The organism is Brevundimonas sp. Leaf280, from assembly GCF_001422455.1.
Classification (GTDB): Bacteria; Pseudomonadota; Alphaproteobacteria; order Caulobacterales; family Caulobacteraceae; genus Brevundimonas.
In genome coordinates this window covers 1-17,085 of sequence record NZ_LMNC01000002.1, presented here as the reverse complement: position 1 = coordinate 17,085, position 17,085 = coordinate 1, and the positions used below count along the sequence as shown (strand labels likewise).

General features: G+C 65.1%; 26 protein-coding genes and 1 pseudogene. 3 read left to right on the top strand and 24 right to left on the bottom strand.

All coding sequences use genetic code 11. From position 1 onward, the window contains the following. Positions 1 to 6 precede the first annotated feature (6 nt). From rplR to rpsJ, 18 genes are read right to left on the bottom strand one after another with little or no spacing between them, the layout of a single operon-like run. The gene (rplR, locus tag ASF31_RS03565) at positions 7 to 363 is read right to left on the bottom strand and encodes a 50S ribosomal protein L18 (protein ID WP_008259637.1); all 357 of its coding nucleotides are present in this window, start codon (positions 361 to 363) and stop codon (positions 7 to 9) included. Between the two features lie 3 nt (positions 364 to 366). Then, complete coding sequence (gene rplF, locus ASF31_RS03560) at positions 367 to 900, bottom strand: 50S ribosomal protein L6 (RefSeq protein ID WP_055753394.1); 534 nt, start codon at positions 898 to 900, stop codon at positions 367 to 369. Position 901: 1 nt separating this feature from the next. Continuing rightward, positions 902 to 1,300: a 30S ribosomal protein S8 gene (gene rpsH / locus ASF31_RS03555; protein WP_008262310.1), complete on the bottom strand. Its 399-nt coding sequence runs from the start codon at positions 1,298 to 1,300 to the stop codon at positions 902 to 904. A 15-nt stretch (positions 1,301 to 1,315) separates the two neighbouring features. Next, the gene (gene rpsN / locus ASF31_RS03550) at positions 1,316 to 1,621 is read right to left on the bottom strand and encodes a 30S ribosomal protein S14 (RefSeq protein WP_055753393.1); all 306 of its coding nucleotides are present in this window, start codon (positions 1,619 to 1,621) and stop codon (positions 1,316 to 1,318) included. A gap of 19 nt (positions 1,622 to 1,640) precedes the next feature. Further along, a complete protein-coding gene (gene rplE / locus ASF31_RS03545; protein WP_017506049.1) occupies positions 1,641 to 2,201 on the bottom strand; it encodes a 50S ribosomal protein L5 in 561 nt (186 codons plus the stop codon). Next, on the bottom strand, positions 2,201 to 2,509 hold the full coding sequence (rplX, locus tag ASF31_RS03540; RefSeq protein ID WP_055753392.1) for a 50S ribosomal protein L24: 309 nt from the start codon (positions 2,507 to 2,509) through the stop codon (positions 2,201 to 2,203). The genes rplE and rplX overlap by 1 nt, the downstream gene beginning before the upstream one ends. A gap of 1 nt (position 2,510) precedes the next feature. Further along, positions 2,511 to 2,879, bottom strand: coding sequence for a 50S ribosomal protein L14 (gene rplN, locus ASF31_RS03535; RefSeq protein WP_003164378.1), 369 nt, complete (start codon positions 2,877 to 2,879; stop codon positions 2,511 to 2,513). 18 nt (positions 2,880 to 2,897) lie between these two features. Beyond that, complete coding sequence (rpsQ, locus tag ASF31_RS03530) at positions 2,898 to 3,140, bottom strand: 30S ribosomal protein S17 (RefSeq protein WP_017506051.1); 243 nt, start codon at positions 3,138 to 3,140, stop codon at positions 2,898 to 2,900. A gap of 10 nt (positions 3,141 to 3,150) precedes the next feature. Beyond that, entirely contained in the window at positions 3,151 to 3,348 is a 198-nt protein-coding gene (gene rpmC / locus ASF31_RS03525) for a 50S ribosomal protein L29 (protein WP_008263673.1), read from the bottom strand. Then, positions 3,348 to 3,788, bottom strand: a complete 441-nt coding sequence (gene rplP / locus ASF31_RS03520; RefSeq protein ID WP_017506052.1) for a 50S ribosomal protein L16 — start codon at positions 3,786 to 3,788, stop codon at positions 3,348 to 3,350. The genes rpmC and rplP overlap by 1 nt, the downstream gene beginning before the upstream one ends. A gap of 3 nt (positions 3,789 to 3,791) precedes the next feature. After that, positions 3,792 to 4,547, bottom strand: a complete 756-nt coding sequence (gene rpsC, locus ASF31_RS03515) for a 30S ribosomal protein S3 (RefSeq protein ID WP_017506053.1) — start codon at positions 4,545 to 4,547, stop codon at positions 3,792 to 3,794. After that, positions 4,547 to 4,927, bottom strand: a complete 381-nt coding sequence (rplV, locus tag ASF31_RS03510; RefSeq protein WP_017506054.1) for a 50S ribosomal protein L22 — start codon at positions 4,925 to 4,927, stop codon at positions 4,547 to 4,549. Before rplV ends, rpsC begins: the two co-directional genes overlap by 1 nt. Positions 4,928 to 4,930: 3 nt before the next feature. Continuing rightward, entirely contained in the window at positions 4,931 to 5,209 is a 279-nt protein-coding gene (gene rpsS, locus ASF31_RS03505; protein ID WP_017506055.1) for a 30S ribosomal protein S19, read from the bottom strand. Between the two features lie 2 nt (positions 5,210 to 5,211). Next, a complete protein-coding gene (rplB, locus tag ASF31_RS03500) occupies positions 5,212 to 6,048 on the bottom strand; it encodes a 50S ribosomal protein L2 (RefSeq protein ID WP_055753391.1) in 837 nt (278 codons plus the stop codon). Between the two features lie 4 nt (positions 6,049 to 6,052). Then, positions 6,053 to 6,355, bottom strand: coding sequence for a 50S ribosomal protein L23 (locus ASF31_RS03495; protein ID WP_008260292.1), 303 nt, complete (start codon positions 6,353 to 6,355; stop codon positions 6,053 to 6,055). Further along, entirely contained in the window at positions 6,355 to 6,993 is a 639-nt protein-coding gene (gene rplD / locus ASF31_RS03490) for a 50S ribosomal protein L4 (protein ID WP_017506058.1), read from the bottom strand. The genes ASF31_RS03495 and rplD overlap by 1 nt, the downstream gene beginning before the upstream one ends. Next, entirely contained in the window at positions 6,993 to 7,742 is a 750-nt protein-coding gene (gene rplC / locus ASF31_RS03485) for a 50S ribosomal protein L3 (RefSeq protein ID WP_055753390.1), read from the bottom strand. Before rplC ends, rplD begins: the two co-directional genes overlap by 1 nt. Positions 7,743 to 7,763: 21 nt before the next feature. Then, on the bottom strand, positions 7,764 to 8,069 hold the full coding sequence (gene rpsJ, locus ASF31_RS03480; protein WP_003164367.1) for a 30S ribosomal protein S10: 306 nt from the start codon (positions 8,067 to 8,069) through the stop codon (positions 7,764 to 7,766). A 589-nt stretch (positions 8,070 to 8,658) separates the two neighbouring features. Here rpsJ and ASF31_RS03475 point away from each other — a divergent pair. Beyond that, complete coding sequence (locus tag ASF31_RS03475) at positions 8,659 to 9,414, top strand: porin (protein WP_055753389.1); 756 nt, start codon at positions 8,659 to 8,661, stop codon at positions 9,412 to 9,414. A 117-nt stretch (positions 9,415 to 9,531) separates the two neighbouring features. Here ASF31_RS03475 and ASF31_RS03470 read toward each other — a convergent pair whose 3' ends face one another. The 3 genes from ASF31_RS03470 to ASF31_RS03460 all read right to left on the bottom strand — a co-directional run bounded on the left by ASF31_RS03470 (position 9,532) and on the right by ASF31_RS03460 (position 12,609). Beyond that, positions 9,532 to 10,419 (bottom strand): GIN domain-containing protein, encoded by an 888-nt coding sequence (locus ASF31_RS03470; RefSeq protein ID WP_055753388.1) that lies wholly within the window; start codon positions 10,417 to 10,419, stop codon positions 9,532 to 9,534. A gap of 98 nt (positions 10,420 to 10,517) precedes the next feature. Further along, the gene (locus tag ASF31_RS03465; protein WP_055753387.1) at positions 10,518 to 11,432 is read right to left on the bottom strand and encodes a hypothetical protein; all 915 of its coding nucleotides are present in this window, start codon (positions 11,430 to 11,432) and stop codon (positions 10,518 to 10,520) included. A gap of 10 nt (positions 11,433 to 11,442) precedes the next feature. Then, positions 11,443 to 12,609: a GNAT family N-acetyltransferase gene (locus ASF31_RS03460; protein WP_235551240.1), complete on the bottom strand. Its 1,167-nt coding sequence runs from the start codon at positions 12,607 to 12,609 to the stop codon at positions 11,443 to 11,445. Positions 12,610 to 12,752: 143 nt separating this feature from the next. On the opposite strand from ASF31_RS03460, the gene ASF31_RS14610 reads away from it, so the two are divergent. Next, on the top strand, positions 12,753 to 12,914 hold the full coding sequence (locus ASF31_RS14610) for a hypothetical protein (RefSeq protein ID WP_200918562.1): 162 nt from the start codon (positions 12,753 to 12,755) through the stop codon (positions 12,912 to 12,914). A 38-nt stretch (positions 12,915 to 12,952) separates the two neighbouring features. Further along, complete coding sequence (locus ASF31_RS03455) at positions 12,953 to 14,020, top strand: L,D-transpeptidase (protein ID WP_055753385.1); 1,068 nt, start codon at positions 12,953 to 12,955, stop codon at positions 14,018 to 14,020. On the opposite strand, the gene ASF31_RS03450 is transcribed toward ASF31_RS03455, so the two are convergent. The 3 genes and pseudogenes from ASF31_RS03450 to tuf form a co-directional block, all read right to left on the bottom strand. Further along, complete coding sequence (locus ASF31_RS03450) at positions 14,017 to 15,612, bottom strand: carboxylesterase/lipase family protein (RefSeq protein WP_055753384.1); 1,596 nt, start codon at positions 15,610 to 15,612, stop codon at positions 14,017 to 14,019. The genes ASF31_RS03455 and ASF31_RS03450 overlap by 4 nt on opposite strands. Before the next feature lie 182 nt (positions 15,613 to 15,794). Next, positions 15,795 to 15,887 (bottom strand): annotated as a pseudogene (locus ASF31_RS14910) (hypothetical protein); the annotation flags it as partial. A 7-nt stretch (positions 15,888 to 15,894) separates the two neighbouring features. Then, positions 15,895 to 17,085 (bottom strand): elongation factor Tu (gene tuf / locus ASF31_RS03445; protein WP_055753383.1); only part of this gene is annotated, 1,191 nt, incomplete at its 5' end.

Genomic DNA, 17,085 nt, shown 5'->3' with positions numbered 1-17,085 from the left:
CGTCCCTTAGAAGTTCAGGCCGGCTTCACGCGCGGCTTCCGCCAGCGCCTTCACCCGTCCATGATAGATGTACTCGCCACGGTCGAAGACGACGTCCTTGACGCCCTTCTCGATGGCGCGTTCGGCGATCAGCTTGCCGATCGCGGCGGCCGCAGCCGTGTCCGAACCGCGCTTGCCCTTGCCGCCTTCCAGCGACGAGGCAGCCACGACGGTCACGCCCTGGGCGTCGTCGATGATCTGGGCCGAGATGTTCTTGTCCGAACGGTAGACCGACAGACGCAGACGACCGTTGGCGACAGCCTTAAGGCGGCGACGCGTGCGCTCCGAGCGACGCTTGGCTTGTTGTCGAAGAGAAAGAGCCATGACTTACTTCTTCTTGCCTTCCTTGCGACGGACCTTCTCGCCCGCGTAACGGACGCCCTTGCCCTTGTAGGGCTCCGGCGGACGCAGCTTGCGGATGACCGAGGCGATCTGACCGACGGCTTGCTTGTCAGCGCCCGAGATCTTGATCTCGGTCTGCTTCGGCACAGCGAAGCTGACGCCGGCCGGCGGAGCGATATCGACTTCGTGCGAGAAGCCGAGTTGCAGCGAAAGGGCGTCGCCCTTCATCGCGGCGCGGTAACCCACGCCGACCAGCTCCAGCGACTTTTCGAAGCCCGTGGTGACGCCGACGACCATGTTGTCGACCAGGGTGCGCGACAGACCCCACATCGCGCGAGCGCGAGGCGTGTCCGAACGCGGCGTCAGCGACAGTTCGTCGCCTTCCTGCTTGACTTCGATCTCGTCGGCGACGGTCCAGGCGCTCTCGCCCTTGGGTCCCTTGACGGTGACGTTCTGGCCGTCGAGCGTGACAGTCACGCCCTTCGGCACGGCGATGGTTTTCTTGCCAATACGGGACATATCAGTAGACCCTGCAGAGGACTTCGCCGCCGACGTTAGCGTCGCGGGCGGAAGCGTCGGACATGACGCCCTTCGAAGTCGAGAGGATCGAGATGCCGAGGCCGTTCTTGACGGGCTTCAGATCGCCGATCGCCGAATAGACGCGGCGGCCCGGCTTGGACACGCGCGCGATCTCAGCGATGACGGGCTGACCGTCGAAGTACTTCAGCTCGATCTCGAACTGCGGAAACTCACCCGGGTTCTGAACCAGGTTGTAGCCGCGGATGTAGCCTTCGTCCTGCAGCACGTCGAGGACGCGCTGGCGTAGACGGGAAGCCGGGGTCAGCACCTTGGAACGCTTGCGGGTCGCCGCGTTCTTGATGCGAGCGATCATATCGCTCAGGGGATCGTTGATCATCATGTCTGTTCGCTCCCCTTACCAGCTGGACTTCGTCAGGCCGGGAATCTGGCCCAGGTTGCCCAGTTCACGCAGCGCAATCCGGCTCATCTTGAGCTTGCGGTAGAACGCCCGCGGACGACCCGTCACTTCGCAGCGATTGCGAATGCGGCTCGGCGCGGAGTTGCGCGGCAGTTCGGCCAGCTTCAGGCGCGCGTCGAAGCGCTCCTCCAGCGGCAGGTTTTCGTCGTTGGCGGTCGCCTTGAGGGCGGCCCGCTTCGCGGCATACTTCGCAACCAGGGCCTTGACGGCTTCATTGCGGTTTACGGCGCTTTTCTTAGCCATTGTGCTCTTCCCTTCCCGCTCAGTTCTTCACGAACGGGAACTTGAACTCGGTGAGGAGAGCCTTGGCTTCCTCATCGGTCTTGGCCGTGGTGCAGACGACAATGTCCATGCCCCACATCTGATCGATCTGGTCGTAGTTGATCTCCGGGAACACGATGTGCTCCTTCAGACCCGTGGCGTAGTTGCCGCGACCATCGAAGGACGTGCCCTTCAGACCACGGAAATCTTTCACGCGCGGCAGCGCGATCGTGATGAACCGGTCCAGGAACTCGTACATCTGGTCGCCACGCAGGGTGACCTTGCCGCCGATGACCATGCCTTCGCGCAGCTTGAAGCCGGCGATGGAGTTACGGGCCTTGGTGGCGACGGCCTTCTGACCGGCAATGGCGGTCAGATCCTTGAGGGCGGTGTTCGCCTTCTTGGAGTCCGCGACGGCTTCGCCGATGCCCATGTTCAGGACGATCTTGTCCAGCTTGGGCACCTGCATTTCGTTCGTGTAGCCGAACTTTTCTTTCATCACCTGGCGGATGCGAGCGTGATACTCGTCCTTGAGGCGCGGGGTGTACTTTTCGGTAGCCATCAGATGACGTCTCCCGTCGTCTTGGCGATGCGGACCTTCTTGTCCCCATCGATCTTGAAGCCGACGCGGGTCGCCTTGCCGTTGGCGTCGGCGATCGCGACGTTCGACAGGTGAAGCGAGGCTTCCTTGTTCTTGATGCCGCCCTGCGGGTCAGCCTGGCTCGGGCGCGTGTGGCGCTGAACCATGTTGACGCCTTCGACGAGGACGCGGTTTTCGGTGGGCAGGACCTTCAGCACGGTGCCCGTGCGGCCCTTGTCCTTGCCGGTAAGGACGACGACGCGGTCGCCCTTCTTGATCTTGGCGGCCATGTTACAGGACCTCCGGAGCCAGCGAGATGATCTTCATGTGGTTCTTGGCGCGCAGTTCGCGAGGAACCGGGCCGAAGATCCGCGTGCCGACAGGCTCGTTCTGCTTGTTGACGATGACGGCGGCCGACTTGTCAAAGCGGATGACCGAGCCGTCCTTGCGTTGGATGTCCTTGGCGGTGCGCACGACGATGGCGCGAACGACGTCGCCCTTCTTCACACGGCCGCGCGGGATGGCTTCCTTCACGGAGGCGACGATTGTGTCGCCGATCGAGGCGTAGCGGCGCTTGGAGCCGCCCAACACCTTGATGCACATGACCCGGCGGGCGCCCGAATTATCGGCCACTTCCAGGTTAGTTTGCATCTGGATCATAAGATCAGATCCTTCTGATTACGAGGCGGAGGCGTTGGAAAGGACTTCCCAGCGCTTCAGTTTGGACTTGGGGGCGCACTCGACGATGCGAGCGATGTCGCCGACCTTGAGCGCGTTGGCTTCGTCGTGCGCATGGTACTTCTTGGACGACCGGACGGTCTTCTTCAGAAGCGGGTGAAGCAGGGTGCGCTCCACCTTCACAACGACAGTCTTCTCGCCCTTGTCGGACACGACCACGCCTTCAAGAATTCGCTTGGGCATATTCGTTTCCTTACGAGGCCGCACGCTTCTCGCGCAGAAGCGTCGAGATGCGAGCGATGTCTTTGCGGACTTCACCAACGCGGTGAGTCTTTTCCATTTGGCCGGTGGCCGCCTGGAAGCGCAGGTTGAACTGTTCCTTCTTGAGCTTCAGCAGCTCGTCGGACAGTTGGTCGGTCGTTTGCGACCGCAGATCGGCGATCTTGGTCATTAGGCGGCAGCCTCCACATGCGCGACGCCGGCGTCGATACGGGTCACGACCTTGGTGCGGACCGGCAGCTTGGCGGCGCCGAGACGGAGTGCTTCGCGGGCGACATCGTCTGGCACGCCGTCGATTTCAAACAGGATACGGCCCGGGTGGCAACGCGCGGCCCAGTGGTCCACGGCGCCCTTGCCCTTACCCATCCGGACTTCGGCCGGCTTGCCCGTGACGGGCAGGTCGGGGAAGACGCGGATCCAGACGCGGCCCTGACGCTTCATCTGGCGAGTGATCGCGCGGCGAGCCGCTTCGATCTGACGCGCGGTGATGCGTTCCGGCTCCAGCGTCTTCAGGCCATACGACCCGAAGTTCAGCGAGAAACCGCCCTTGGCCGAGCCATGGATCCGGCCCTTGAAGGCCTTGCGGTATTTGGTCTTCTTCGGTTGCAACATGACTTAGTTCTCACGTCCCCGGTCGCGACGCGGACCGCGGTCGCCACGGGGGCCGCCGCGTTCGCGGCCTTCGTTCGAGGAAGGACCCGAAGCTTCCTGGGCCCAACGCTTGTCCTGCGCCATGGGATCGTGCTCCAGCACTTCACCCTTAAAGACCCAGACCTTCACGCCGATGATGCCGTAGGTCGTCTTGGCTTCGTAGAAACCATAGTCGATGTCGGCGCGCAGCGTGTGAAGCGGCACGCGACCTTCGCGGTACCATTCCATACGTGCGATTTCGGCGCCGCCCAGACGACCCGAGACATTCATACGAATGCCCTTGGCGCCCAGACGCATGGCCGACTGCATCGAACGCTTCATGGCGCGACGGAAGGCCACGCGGCGCTCCAGCTGCTGCGCGATGTTCTCGGCGATCAGCTGCGCATCGGTTTCCGGCTTGCGGACTTCGATGATGTTCAGGTGAACTTCACCCTCAGTGCGCGCCGAGATGTCCTTGCGGAGCTTCTCGATGTCAGCGCCCTTCTTGCCGATCACGACGCCCGGACGGGCGGCGTAGATGGTGATGCGGCACTTCTTGTGCGGGCGCTCGATGATGATGCGCGACACGCCGGCGGCGGCCAGGCGTTCCCGCAGCCACTCGCGCAGCTTCAGGTCCTGGTGCAGCAGGCGGGAATAGTCGGCGCCGGCGGCGAACCAGCGGCTGTCCCACGTGCGGTTCACGCCGAGGCGCAGACCGACCGGATTGATTTTCTGTCCCATCAGGCGGCCTCGCCGGCTTCACGGACCACGATGGTGATCTCGCTGAACGGTTTCAGGATGCGCGACGAACGACCGCGAGCACGGCTCGCGAAACGCTTCATCACCAGGTTCTTGCCCACGAAGGCCTCGGCGACGACCAGATTGTCGATGTCGAGGTTGTGGTTGTTCTCGGCGTTCGAGATCGCCGAATACAGGACCTTGCGGACGTCGCCAGCGATGCGCTTACGGCTGAATTCCAGCTCGTTCAGCGCCTTCTGGACCGGCATGCCGCGGATCGAAGCGGCGACCAGGTTCAGCTTTTGCGGGCTGATACGCACGTTGACCAGCTTGGCGCGGGCCTCGGTCGGGGCGACCCGACGCTCGTTTTTTGTCTGGGCCATCGGTTACTTCCTTTTGGCCTTCTTGTCCGCCGCGTGACCCGGGAAGTTCCGGGTCGGGGCGAACTCGCCGAGCTTCATGCCGACCATCTCTTCCGAGACCGACACGGGCACGTGCTTCTGACCGTTATGGACGCCGAACGTCAGACCGACGAACTGCGGCAGGATGGTGGAGCGGCGCGACCAGGTCTTGATCACGTCCTTGCGACCCGACGATTGAACGGCGTCGGCCTTCTTGAGCAGATACCCGTCGACAAACGGGCCTTTCCAGGAGGAGCGGGCCATTCTTAGCGAGCCTTCTTAACGTGGCGGGTACGGATAATGTACTTGTCCGTAGCCTTGTTCTTGCGGGTACGAGTGCCCTTGGTGTCCTTACCCCACGGGGTGACGGGGGTACGACCACCAGAGGTCCGGCCTTCACCACCACCGTGCGGGTGGTCGATCGGGTTCATGGCGACGCCGCGAACGTGCGGACGCCAGCCCATGTGACGCTTGCGACCGGCCTTGCCCAGGTTCTGGTTCATGTGGTCGGGGTTCGAAACCGCGCCCACCGTGGCGATGCAGCCGTCCAGGACCATACGCAGTTCGCCCGAGCCGAGACGGATCTGGGCATAGCCCTGATCGCGACCGACCAGCTGGGCGTAGGCGCCGGCCGAACGGGCCAGCTGGGCGCCCTTGCCCGGCTTCATTTCGATGTTGTGGATGATCGTACCCACCGGCATCGAACGGAGCGGCATGGCGTTGCCCGGCTTCACGTCGGTCTTTTCGCCCGCGACGATCGTGTCGCCCGCCTTAAGGCGTTGCGGCGCGATGATGTAGGTCTTTTCACCGTCCTCGTAGGTCACGAGCGCGATGAAGGCCGTGCGGTTCGGATCGTATTCCAGACGCTCGACCGTGCCGACCATGTCCCACTTGCGACGCTTGAAGTCGATCTTGCGGTACAGGGTCTTGGCGCCGCCGCCACGGAAGCGGACCGCGATGCGACCGCCCTGCCCGCGTCCGCCCGACTTGGTCAGGCCTTCGGTCAGCGACTTTTCCGGACGGCCCTTGTGGAGTTCCGAACGGTCAACCAGCACGAGGGCGCGACGGCCCGGCGAGGTCGGATTGTAATGTTTCAAGGCCATCTGATCAGAGCCCCGTGGTGACGTCGATCGACTGGCCGTCAGCCAGCGTCACGATCGCTTTTTTGATGTCGACCCGGCGACCCAGGATACCCCGGAAGCGCTTGGTCTTGCCCTTTTGAACCAGGGTGTTGACCTTCAGGACGTTGACTTTGAACAGGCTTTCGACCGCAGCGGCGATCTCGTCCTTGGTCGCTGTGTCGGCGACGCGGAAGACGACCTTGTTCTGCTCGGACAGGATCGTGGCCTTTTCGGTGATCACCGGAGCCAGGATGGTGTCGTAGTGCTTGGCGGTAGGTTGAGCGGCCATTACGCGGCTTCCTTATCGCTGAAGCGGGCTTCGATGGCCTCAATGGCGGCCTTCGTCAGCACCAGCTTGTCAGCCCGCAGGATGTCATAGACGTTCAGGCCGGCGTTCGGCAGCACGTCGATGTGCGGGATGTTGCGTGCGGCCAGGCCGAAGTTCGTATCGACTTCGGGACCCGCGATGATCAGAGCCTTGGTCCAGCCCAGCTTGCCGAGCGTTTCACGCAGCGAAGCGGTCTTGGCTTCCTTCACCGAGACGGTGTCGACCACGATCAGGTCGCCCGACTTGGCCTTGGAGGACAGGGCGTGACGCAGAGCCAGGGCGCGAATCTTCTTCGGCAGCGAGAAGCCGTGATCGCGAACGATCGGGCCGAAGGCGCGCGAACCGCCGACGAACTGCGGTGCACGGCGCGAACCGTGACGAGCCCCGCCGGTGCCCTTTTGCTTGTACATCTTCTTACCCGTACGAGAGTTCTCGTTGCGGGTTTGAACCTTGTGCGTACCGGCGCGGCGCTTGGCCAGTTGCCAGTTGACGGTGCGGGCCAGGATGTCGCCGCGGATGTCGGAGATGCCGAAGACGGCGTCCGACAGTTCCACGTCGCCAGCAGCCTTGCCGTCGAGTTGGATGACAGAGAGTTTCATTACGCTTCACCGCCTTCGGTCGCTTCGACGGGGGCTTCTTCAGCCGGGGTCGAGGCGGGTTGAGCAGCAGACTTGCTCGACTTCAGCGCGCCGGGGAACGGAGCGTCGGCCGGGCGAGCCTTCTTGATGGCGTCGCGAACCTTAACGTAGCTGCCGTCGTGACCGGGGACAGCGCCCTTGATCAGGATCAGGCCACGCTCGGCGTCCACGCGGACGACGGTCAGGTTCTGGGTGGTGACGGTTTCGGTGCCGTAGTGGCCGGCCATCTTCTTGCCGGGGAACGTGCGACCCGGGTCCTGACGGTTACCCGTCGAACCGTGCGAACGGTGCGAGACCGAAACGCCGTGGGTGGCGCGAAGGCCGCCGAAGTTCCAGCGCTTCATGGCGCCGGCGAAACCCTTACCGATGGTCTCGCCCTGGATGTCGACCTTCTGGCCCACCAGGAAGTGTTCGGCCGACAGTTCGGCGCCCACGTCCAGCAGACCGTCCGCATCGACGCGGAACTCGGTCACATAGGCTTTCGGTTCGACTTCCGCCTTGGCGAAGGTCTCGCGTTGAGCCTTGTTGGTGTTCTTAGCCTTCTTCGTGCCAGCGCCCAGCTGGAGAGCGACGTAGCCGTCACGCTCCTGGGTACGTTGGCCGACGACTTGGCAGCCGTCGAGCTGCAGCACAGTGACCGGTACGTGCGCGCCGTCATCGGCGAACACGCGGGTCATGCCCAGCTTCTTGGCGATCACGCCCGTGCGCATCGGATCCCGCCTCTTTCTACTTTAAATCTTGATCTCGACGTCCACGCCGGCGGACAGGTCGAGCTTCATGAGCGCGTCCACGGTCTGCGGGGTGGGGTCGACGATGTCGAGCACGCGTTTGTGCGTGCGGATTTCAAACTGCTCACGCGACTTCTTATCGACGTGCGGAGAGCGGTTCACGGTGAACTTCTCGATCAGGGTCGGCAGCGGAATCGGACCGCGAACGGTCGCGCCGGTGCGCTTGGCGGTATTAACGATCTCGCGCGTCGAAAAATCGAGGACGCGGTGATCAAAGGCCTTGAGCCTGATGCGGATGCTTTGATCCATATCGGTGCTTACTTCCAATGCGGTCGGAGGACCGCGTCCCTGTGAACCATTTCAAAGACCGAAGGCCTTCGGGCAAAAAGCCCTCAGGGAACGCAAATCCGCAAAAACGATCGGCCCACGCAGTTGCCCGCGAAGGCCGTTGATATCCCAAGAAGCTGCAAAGAACAGTGACTTAGGTCGTTCTTGCGAACCGCGTTTGCAGCGAGCTGCACAGCCGGTCCAACAAGAGTGGTGGCTTATGCCTATCGATTCTGATTTCGTCAAGCGCGCAAACCCGGGCTGACACAGGATTTCGACGCGGTCTTCGCCCACGCCTGTGCTCGGCGCCACGAGACATTCGTCGGCGGCATCGGCGGCGTCGGACGCCTCTTTATAGTGCATGAGCGCGGCTGCGGCGCGCGCTTGACGACTTGCCCCACAGATCGCCAAGTCGTGACACATTCTGGCCGCAACGCGTGGCTGTTGCGCAACAACCTTGCCATCCTAAGCCAATCGAACGCCGGTTTATTGCTCCGCTTCGTCCTAGGCTGATAGCAGCGCCCCTCCCCGGACCCCCATCCGGGTGCAGACCGCTAAGGACAAAAGAAAAATGAAGACGATCCTCCTCGCCACGGCCGCCGCCGCCGCCCTGTTCGCCGCCCCGGCCTTCGCCCAAGACGCCATCGGTTCGGTCGGCGTGACCTATTCCAACCCGTCGATCGAAATCGCCGGCGACGACGTTGACGCCGACGTCTGGACCGTTGACGGCTCGGTCGCCCTGCCGGCCCAGGACTGGACCGTGACCCTGAACGGCGCGATCGACTACACCAAGGCCTTTGGCGAAGAAGACGTCACCGGCGCCGCCGCCGCTCACCTGACCAAGATGTGGTCCTCCGACGTCCGCGCCGGCGCCTTCGTCGCCGCCAACGGCATCGGCAGCGGCAATGAGCCGATCTGGACCGTGGGCGCTGAAGCTCAGAAGTATCTGTCGAACGCCACCCTGACCGGCCAAGTCGCCTACACGACCGCTGACAACGTGGACGCCGACATCTGGACCGTCGGCGCCGACGCCGCCTTCTACGTCATGCCGAACCTGCGCCTGAACGCCGGCGTCGCCTACAACAACGTCGACTTCTCGGGCGGCGACACCGACGCCTGGACCTACGGCGTGGGCGCCGAATACGAATTCGAGAACACCCCGTTCTCGCTGGGCGCCGCCTACACCCGCGCCGACATCGATTCGCTGGACGTCGACACCTGGTCGGTCGGCCTGCGCTATTCGTTCGGCGGCGGTCTGCAAGCGCGTGACCGCGCCGGCGCCAACCTGGGCGTCTCGGCCATCTCCAGCGTCCTGAGCGTCTTCTAAGCGTCTCGGACCTGAGCCGTGCGAAGAGCCCCGGCGGAGCGATCCGCCGGGGCTTTTTGTTGGGCCGGAAAAGACCCCCGGGGTTCCACGACCGGAGGCCTTCTCGGCGCTCGGGTCTTACTGCCCGATCTGCAGGGTTCCCGATCCGACGACGGAGCGAGAAACCGATCCCGTGGCCGAGGCGACGCGGACGCTGCCCGATCCGGCGATCGCCACGTCCAGGTCGCGCGTTGCGCCGCCGTAGCGAACATCGCCCGATCCGCCGATGGCGACCGACAGCTTGTCCATTCGGCCCTGCCGCACATTCACACCGCCCGAGCCGCCGATGGACAGTTCACTGCGTCCGCCGGCGCTGGCCACCTCGACATTGCCCGATCCGCCGACGGCCGCCTTCAGGGCTCCGGTCGCTCCGGCCGAGATGGAGCCAGACCCGCCGACGCTGGCGTTCAGCGATCGAGACGTGCCCGCGCGGATCGCGCCCGAGCCGCCGAGTCCCAGTTCCAGATCGCCGTCCACATTGGCCACGTTCCAGTTGCCGCAGCCGCCGTTGTCCAACTCGACCGATCGCGCGCCGCGTCCGACCGAGCCGAAGACCGCGCCGCTGGCGCTGACATCCACCGCGCGGGGCGTGCGCACGACGATCAGCGGCGCGTCTTCCAGGCGAATCCGCCCCAGGTCGCGCACCTCAACGGTCGCGCCCTGCCCCGGCTGGCCCGCATCACTGCGGCCGGAGTTGCAGCCGCGAATGGCGCTGTTGCCGCCCCACATGCCGTTACGGCGCAGGCCGCCGTCGATCTTGACGTCATTGCCGTCGCGGCGAACCTGGATGGCCGGCAAGCGCGTCTGGCCTTGCGTGACCTCAACCCCGATATCCTGACGATCCTCGACGATGACCACCACACGGGCGACGGCGTTGCGGATCTCGACCTCGGCGGCCGAAGCGGGCGCCGCGACAAACCCGGTCAGGGTGGCGACGGCGGCGGCGGCGATCAGTGCGGTTTTCATGAGCGGTGTTCCCTTCCCGAATGTGAGAAGAAGGTGCGCGCCGCCCGCGCCCAAGTCATTTTAACTCGAGGTCATGAACTCGAATTAACGCCCCGAGCTCATGACGTCGCGTTCAGCGCGCCCGCGCCGTCAGCCGCGCCGATCTCCGGCTCGAAGTCGCGCTCGAAGTTGGCGATCTTGCTCTTCATCGCGCCCGCCTTCTTCAGCGCCAGCGACGCGGCCCAGCGCGCCGCCAGCTCCGGCGTCGTCATGCCGTCGGTGAAGCGCGGCCGCCCGCCCCGGCTGCGGATCACTGCATTGGTGAACAGCGCCCCGTTCCTGAACCGCGACGGCCAGGTCTGGAAATCCATCGACAGGCTGACGCAGAAGCGGTCCAGATTCTCCACCCGGTGCGGCGCATACAGCGGCCAGGTCAGGGCGCGGCCTGGCTCCAGATCCATGACCTGCGCGTCCTGTTCGAACGCCAGCGTGTAAGGCAGTTCTTCGGTCGTCTGGCGCGCGACCACCTGTTCCATGTTTCGCTCGGGCAGATGCCCCTCGTCGCCGGGATACACGAACAGCCGCTTGCGCCCACGAAGATGGAACAGCACCACGCCCGCCGCGTCGAAATGATAGGGCACGCGCGCCTTGGGCGACGACAGGATCAACTGCCCGGCATTCCGCACCGCCCGCATCCCCGGATAGGTCGCCTGGATCGCGGCGAAATCCTTCATCGCCGCCGCCCACAGCTCGGGCCAGCCCGTCTCGACCCCGCGCAGATTGACCCACAGCCGACCCTGTTTGATCGCCTCCAGCAGCTCCTCGCCCGACAGCCGCCCCCGCGCGCCGGTGCGCAAGGACACCTGCCCCTCGTCGTCGTAGTCATACAGGTTGATGTCGAACAGCTCGGCCGGATAGCGATCCAACACGGAGGCCAGCGCCGCGTCCTCGGCGAACCCTTGCTCGATCAGGGTGTGGGCGTGGGTCTTGGCCTCGGCGATCGGGCCCGGATAGCGTGTGCGACGTTGGGTCATGCCGATGTCCTCAAACGTGGGCGACGCGCGCCGGCGTCTTCTTCTTCGCAGCTGCCTTCTGGACAGCCGATCGTGCGGCGACCGCCGCGCCCCTCAGCCGCCCGACGGGCGTCGCCTCGCAGGCTTCGATCGTGGCCCAGCGCCGACGCAGGGACGCCCGCACCGCCTCGCCGCGTCCGCCCGCCCTGTTCAGCGCCGCCACCGTGAAGTCGCTCAGCGCCTGGGTCACGCCCGGCTGCATCACCACGGCTTCGCGCACGGTCTGGCGCGCGTTGACGAAATACTTCTTGTAGGTCTCGCCCTCGAAGCCGAAGTCGAACACCCGGAAGCCCTCGGCCGCCGCCAGCCGCATGGTGTCCATGCTCAGCAGGATGCCCGGCGAACACCGCGCCAGCGTCGGCTCATAGGCAGGGAACCAGAAATGGTAATGCCGCCCGGCGTGCAGCGAGAACTCGATCGCCACCAGCTTGTCGCCTGCATGCATGGCCGCCATCGAAGCGCCGAATCCTTCTCGCGGCTCGCTCATCAGAGCGTGGAGCAGATCCCGCGTCCAGCCGCAGGCGAAGATGTCATGAAGGCCCGAGCGCCGATACTGCGCCGCCTTCAGCGCGATCAGATGATCCAGCAGCGCCGGATCTCTGAGACCCCGCTCCACCCGGATCGGCCCCAGCTCGGCCTCCAGGCTGCGGCGCGCCCGCTCCTTGTCCTTGAAGTATTTGCCGAAGGTCTTGCGACGCTCGGCGTACCAGTCGTCATAGCCCGCCTCGGGCATGGCCACCTGCACCGTCTCGCGCGTCTGGCCCGTTTCGCCCGTGCCGATCCAGCCGGGCACGTTCAGCCGCTTGGCTTTCAACAGCCGCGCCACGTCTTCCAGCGTGATCGTCTCGTCCGCCGGGGCGATCACGCCGTGATAGTCGTTCATGGGCGCGCCCAGCGGCTGCACCGCCCCGCCGCGTCGCTGATGCGGGAAGAAGCCGACGATCTCACCGTCCCGTCGGAACACGGCGATCGCAGCGCCGGGGCAGACTCGCGAAGCGATCTCGGCATAGTCCCAGCGGAAATAGGGGCTGGCCAGAACGGGATTGCCAGCCGTCCACGCACGCCACAGGGCGACGGCGGCAGCATCCATCGCCGCCGCGTCCATGATCTCGACCTGCAGCATTCCGGCCATACGCATCCTCTTAGGGCCCTGCGCAGCAAGGTCCATTCCAGACTGCACCCTGCCCTATGCGCGTTTCATCAGGGTTCACCGGCATGGTGAACGCGCGTTGACGGAGCCGCGGTCGCCCTGGCGCGTTTGAGTGACCCAAGGAGAAGACCATGACCGATCAACGCCCTGACAGCAAAGCCGTCGAAAACGAAAACCTGCGGCCGGACGGCGACGGCCAGCCGCCGCGCCCGGCGACCGAGCCCAAGGGTTCGAAGGACTCGTCCAACTCCGGCGAAACCGAAACCGACCCCGCGACCGGCGAACCCAACTGAACACCGACCGCCTGCACTCACCACCTCGAAAGTCTCTTATGAACCGTCCCGCCTACCTCGCCGCACTCGCTGTTCTCTCTCTGGGGGCCTGTTCGCCGAAGGAAGAGAACACAGCCGCCCCAGCGGCGCAGACGGCCGAGGCCGCGCAAGTGGGCCAAACCGGCCCTCTCTCTCGAGACGCCATCGAAAACACCGCCTATTCGCCGCCGCCCGCCGCGCAAGACGGCCAGCCAGCCGCCCCGAACGCCGCCCAGCAGCAGCCGCAGCCCGCCCTGATCCGCGCCCAGGTGCTTCTGGAGCGCGCCCGCTTCTCGCCCGGCGCGATCGACGGCCTGGCCGGGTCGAACATGCGTCAGGCGATTTCGGCGTTTCAGGAAGCCAACGGCATGACCGTAAACGGCGAGTTGAACGCTGACGTGCTCGGCCGACTGCGCGCCGCCGCCGGACCGGGCGCTGTGACCACCACCTACACCATCACCCAGCAGGACATCGCCGGACCCTACCTCGGCGTCGTGCCCACTGAGTTGGAGGCTCAGGGTCAGGCGGCGCACATGGGTTACGCCAATATCGTCGAGGCCTTGGCCGAACGTTTCCACATCACCGAGGCCTTGCTGCGCGCCATGAACCCCGGCGCCGACTTCAACCGCGTCGGCCAAGGCCTGCTTGTCCCCGCCGTCAACAGCGCGCCCCTGCCTGCCGACGTGGACCACATCGACGTCGACAAGAGCGAAGGCTCGGTCAAAGCGTTCGGCGCCGATGGCAAGCTGATCGCCTACTTCCCGGCCACCATCGGCAGCGGCGACAACCCGACCCCGACTGGCACGGTCAAGGTCAACGGCGTGGCTCGAAACCCGGACTATACCTACGACCCGTCGAAACTCAGCTATGGCGACGGCAAGAAGAAGGTCGTCGTCAAACCCGGCCCAAACAATCCGGTGGGCGTCGTCTGGATCGATCTGAACAAGCCCAGCTACGGCATCCACGGCACGCCAGACCCGCATCTGGTCGGCAAGACGGCCTCGCATGGCTGTGTGCGCCTGACCAACTGGGACGCCTGGATGCTGGCCGACAAGGTCAAGCCGGGCGTCACCGTCCGCTTTATCTAGTGGACGGCGCCGAACGGCGTCCCGTCCCAGAAGTCGCAGTGGTGGCGCTCGAAGAAGCCGTTGTCCATGACATCGCCGTCTGGCTTGAACACCCGCACCGGCCCCGCACCCTCGACGCGGGGCCATTCGGCGGCGAAGGCCGAACGGCCGAATGTCGCCCACAGCCTCTGCATCCGCTCCGACAGCGCCTTCTGCTCAGGCGTGAACCGCTTGGGATCAGCAAACACCCAGCGCGTGCCGAACACATAGGCCAGTTCGCTGGCGTGATAGGCGCCTAAATCCAGACCGACGATCCGATCCGGCAAGACAAACGGCGCCCTGCGATCCGCGAACTCATAGCCCCACACCGGCACATGCTGGGCCAGCAGTCGCCGCAAGGCCTGTGACGGACAGGCGAACCTCTGATCCGTGAAGTTGGTGGCGATGGCATAGGCGGGGCCGTCCTCTCCCACCGGATAGCGCGCCAGCACCCGCGCGCCCTGGTCGCCATACATCCAGATCGTCTCCTTTTGATAGCGATCCATGTCCTGCACCTCGTTAGCGAACAGCCGCCCCTCATCGAGGTTCGTCCCGACGAGGACGGGCACGCGCGTGAACCGCCCCTCGCGGATCGCGACCGCCGGGTTTTCCGGCACAGTGGCGTCCGTATGCACCGGCCCCCATGATCCCGGCCCGTTGATCCCCGCCCTTAATGACGCCGCCCGCGACAGCCGCCAGGCCGGAAGCGCTTTCAGACAAGCAATCTGATCGTCGCCGGTGCAGCCCAGCCTTTCGGCGAACATCGGCCCCGACTGGGCCGCATCCTGCGCACTGACCAAGGACGACGGCTCAAGACATCCGCCGCTCTGCATGATGACCCGCTGATAAAGCCCCTCCGACTGCGGCGACGCCATCAGGTAACAGGCCGTCCACGCCCCCGCGCTTTCGGCGAAAAGGGTGACGTCGGCCGGGTCGCCGCCGAAGGCCGCGATGTTCCGATGCACCCACTTCAGCGCGGCCTGCTGATCCATCAGGCCGAAGTTTCCGCCAAAGCCTTCGCCGGTCGCCTGAAACCCCGGATGCGCCAGCCAGCCCAGCGCGCCGAGCCGATAGTTCATCGTCACGACCACCCGCCCCTGCTCGCGCGCCAGTTTCGACGGATCGTAGTTGGCGCCCGCCCCCACGGTGAAGGCGCCGCCGGGAATATAGACCATCACCGGCCGAGCCTCGGCCGCGTCTCCGCCCGGCGCATAGATGTTCAGATACAGACAGTCCTCGGACCCGACGACGAACCCGCCGCCGCCGCCCAGAATCGAGCGACGCCCGATCGCCTGGGTGCAGTCCGAGCTGATCCGCGTCGCGTCCCGAACGCCCTGCCAGGCCTCAACCGGTTGCGGCGCGCGCCAACGCAGATCGCCGACCGGCGGCGCCGCGAACGGCACGCCGAGGAACGCTCGCGTCCCCGCCCCATCGACGCCGCCCAGCGTCCCGGCTTCCGTCGTCGCCAACACCGACTCGGCATCCTTAGCGAAACGGACCTGATCGACCTTGCCGGGATGGGTGGCGCAAGCCGACAGGGCGACAAGGCACGCAAGCAACGAGATCAGACGCATCGTGAACCTTGGCTGTTGGGCAGACGAACCTAACGCCTGAACAGCAGGCCCGTTGCGGGCGCCTGTGGCTCACCCACAGCAAAACGGCCCCCGGATTGCTCCGGGGGCCGTTCTGTTACGCTACTCTGTATCCAACCGGCCTCAAGCAGCGCGTGAGCGCGTTAGGCCAAAAGGACGTCTTCTTACTCGACGATCTTGGCGACGACGCCGGCGCCGACGGTGCGGCCGCCTTCACGGATGGCGAAGCGCAGGCCCTGGTCCATCGCGATCGGGGGNGTCTTCTTACTCGACGATCTTGGCGACGACGCCGGCGCCGACGGTGCGGCCGCCTTCACGGATGGCGAAGCGCAGGCCCTGGTCCATCGCGATCGGGGTGATCAGCTCGACGTTCAGCTCGGCGTTGTCGCCCGGCATGATCATCTCGACGCCTTCCTTCAGGTGAACGATGCCGGTCACGTCCGTCGTGCGGAAGTAGAACTGCGGGCGATAGTTCGTGAAGAACGGGGTGTGACGACCGCCTTCTTCCTTGGTCAGGATGTAGGCTTCGGCCAGGAACTTGGTGTGCGGGGTGATGGAGCCCGGCTTGCACAGCACTTGGCCGCGCTCGACGTCTTCACGCTTGGTGCCGCGCAGCAGCACGCCGACGTTGTCGCCCGCTTGACCTTGGTCCAGCAGCTTGCGGAACATTTCCACGCCCGTGCAGGTCGTCTTCTGGACCGGACGGATGCCGACGATCTCGACTTCCTCACCGACCTTGACGATGCCCTTCTCGACGCGGCCCGTGACCACGGTGCCGCGGCCCGAGATCGAGAACACGTCTTCGACCGGCATCAGGAACGGCAGGTCGACCGGACGCTCCGGCTGCGGGATGTAGGCGTCGACGGTTTCCATCAGGGCCAGAACGCGCTGTTCGCCGATTTCCGGGTTCACGCCGTCGGTCGCGGCCTTGGCCGAACCCTTGGTGATCGGAATGTCGTCGCCGGGGAACTGGTACGAGCTCAGCAGCTCGCGCACTTCCATCTCGACCAGCTCGAGCAGCTCTTCGTCGTCGACCAGGTCGACCTTGTTCATGAAGACCACCAGGGCCGGCACGCCGACCTGACGGGCCAGCAGGATGTGCTCGCGGGTCTGCGGCATCGGGCCGTCAGCGGCCGACACCACCAGGATCGCGCCGTCCATCTGCGCGGCGCCGGTGATCATGTTCTTCACATAGTCGGCGTGGCCGGGGCAGTCGACGTGGGCGTAGTGACGGTTGGCCGTCTCATATTCCACGTGCGCGGTGTTGATCGTGATGCCGCGCGCCTTCTCTTCCGGCGCAGCGTCGATGTCGGCGTAGTTCATCGCCTTCGCGCCGCCGGCCTTCGCCAGCGTCATCGTGATCGCAGCCGTCAACGTCGTCTTGCCGTGGTCAACGTGACCAATCGTGCCGATGTTGCAGTGCGGCTTCGTCCGTTCGAACTTTTCCTTGGCCAT

Coding starts and splice junctions, on each gene's coding strand:
- rplR (WP_008259637.1), bottom strand. CDS start 363: ATGGCTCTTTCTCTTCGACAACAAGCCAAGCGTCGCTCGGAGCGCACG.
- rplF (WP_055753394.1), bottom strand. CDS start 900: ATGTCCCGTATTGGCAAGAAAACCATCGCCGTGCCGAAGGGCGTGACT.
- rpsH (WP_008262310.1), bottom strand. CDS start 1,300: ATGATGATCAACGATCCCCTGAGCGATATGATCGCTCGCATCAAGAAC.
- rpsN (WP_055753393.1), bottom strand. CDS start 1,621: ATGGCTAAGAAAAGCGCCGTAAACCGCAATGAAGCCGTCAAGGCCCTG.
- rplE (WP_017506049.1), bottom strand. CDS start 2,201: ATGGCTACCGAAAAGTACACCCCGCGCCTCAAGGACGAGTATCACGCT.
- rplX (WP_055753392.1), bottom strand. CDS start 2,509: ATGGCCGCCAAGATCAAGAAGGGCGACCGCGTCGTCGTCCTTACCGGC.
- rplN (WP_003164378.1), bottom strand. CDS start 2,879: ATGATCCAGATGCAAACTAACCTGGAAGTGGCCGATAATTCGGGCGCC.
- rpsQ (WP_017506051.1), bottom strand. CDS start 3,140: ATGCCCAAGCGAATTCTTGAAGGCGTGGTCGTGTCCGACAAGGGCGAG.
- rpmC (WP_008263673.1), bottom strand. CDS start 3,348: ATGACCAAGATCGCCGATCTGCGGTCGCAAACGACCGACCAACTGTCC.
- rplP (WP_017506052.1), bottom strand. CDS start 3,788: ATGTTGCAACCGAAGAAGACCAAATACCGCAAGGCCTTCAAGGGCCGG.
- rpsC (WP_017506053.1), bottom strand. CDS start 4,547: ATGGGACAGAAAATCAATCCGGTCGGTCTGCGCCTCGGCGTGAACCGC.
- rplV (WP_017506054.1), bottom strand. CDS start 4,927: ATGGCCCAGACAAAAAACGAGCGTCGGGTCGCCCCGACCGAGGCCCGC.
- rpsS (WP_017506055.1), bottom strand. CDS start 5,209: ATGGCCCGCTCCTCCTGGAAAGGCCCGTTTGTCGACGGGTATCTGCTC.
- rplB (WP_055753391.1), bottom strand. CDS start 6,048: ATGGCCTTGAAACATTACAATCCGACCTCGCCGGGCCGTCGCGCCCTC.
- ASF31_RS03495 (WP_008260292.1), bottom strand. CDS start 6,355: ATGGCCGCTCAACCTACCGCCAAGCACTACGACACCATCCTGGCTCCG.
- rplD (WP_017506058.1), bottom strand. CDS start 6,993: ATGAAACTCTCTGTCATCCAACTCGACGGCAAGGCTGCTGGCGACGTG.
- rplC (WP_055753390.1), bottom strand. CDS start 7,742: ATGCGCACGGGCGTGATCGCCAAGAAGCTGGGCATGACCCGCGTGTTC.
- rpsJ (WP_003164367.1), bottom strand. CDS start 8,069: ATGGATCAAAGCATCCGCATCAGGCTCAAGGCCTTTGATCACCGCGTC.
- ASF31_RS03475 (WP_055753389.1), top strand. CDS start 8,659: ATGAAGACGATCCTCCTCGCCACGGCCGCCGCCGCCGCCCTGTTCGCC.
- ASF31_RS03470 (WP_055753388.1), bottom strand. CDS start 10,419: ATGAAAACCGCACTGATCGCCGCCGCCGCCGTCGCCACCCTGACCGGG.
- ASF31_RS03465 (WP_055753387.1), bottom strand. CDS start 11,432: ATGACCCAACGTCGCACACGCTATCCGGGCCCGATCGCCGAGGCCAAG.
- ASF31_RS03460 (WP_235551240.1), bottom strand. CDS start 12,609: ATGCGTATGGCCGGAATGCTGCAGGTCGAGATCATGGACGCGGCGGCG.
- ASF31_RS14610 (WP_200918562.1), top strand. CDS start 12,753: ATGACCGATCAACGCCCTGACAGCAAAGCCGTCGAAAACGAAAACCTG.
- ASF31_RS03455 (WP_055753385.1), top strand. CDS start 12,953: ATGAACCGTCCCGCCTACCTCGCCGCACTCGCTGTTCTCTCTCTGGGG.
- ASF31_RS03450 (WP_055753384.1), bottom strand. CDS start 15,612: ATGCGTCTGATCTCGTTGCTTGCGTGCCTTGTCGCCCTGTCGGCTTGC.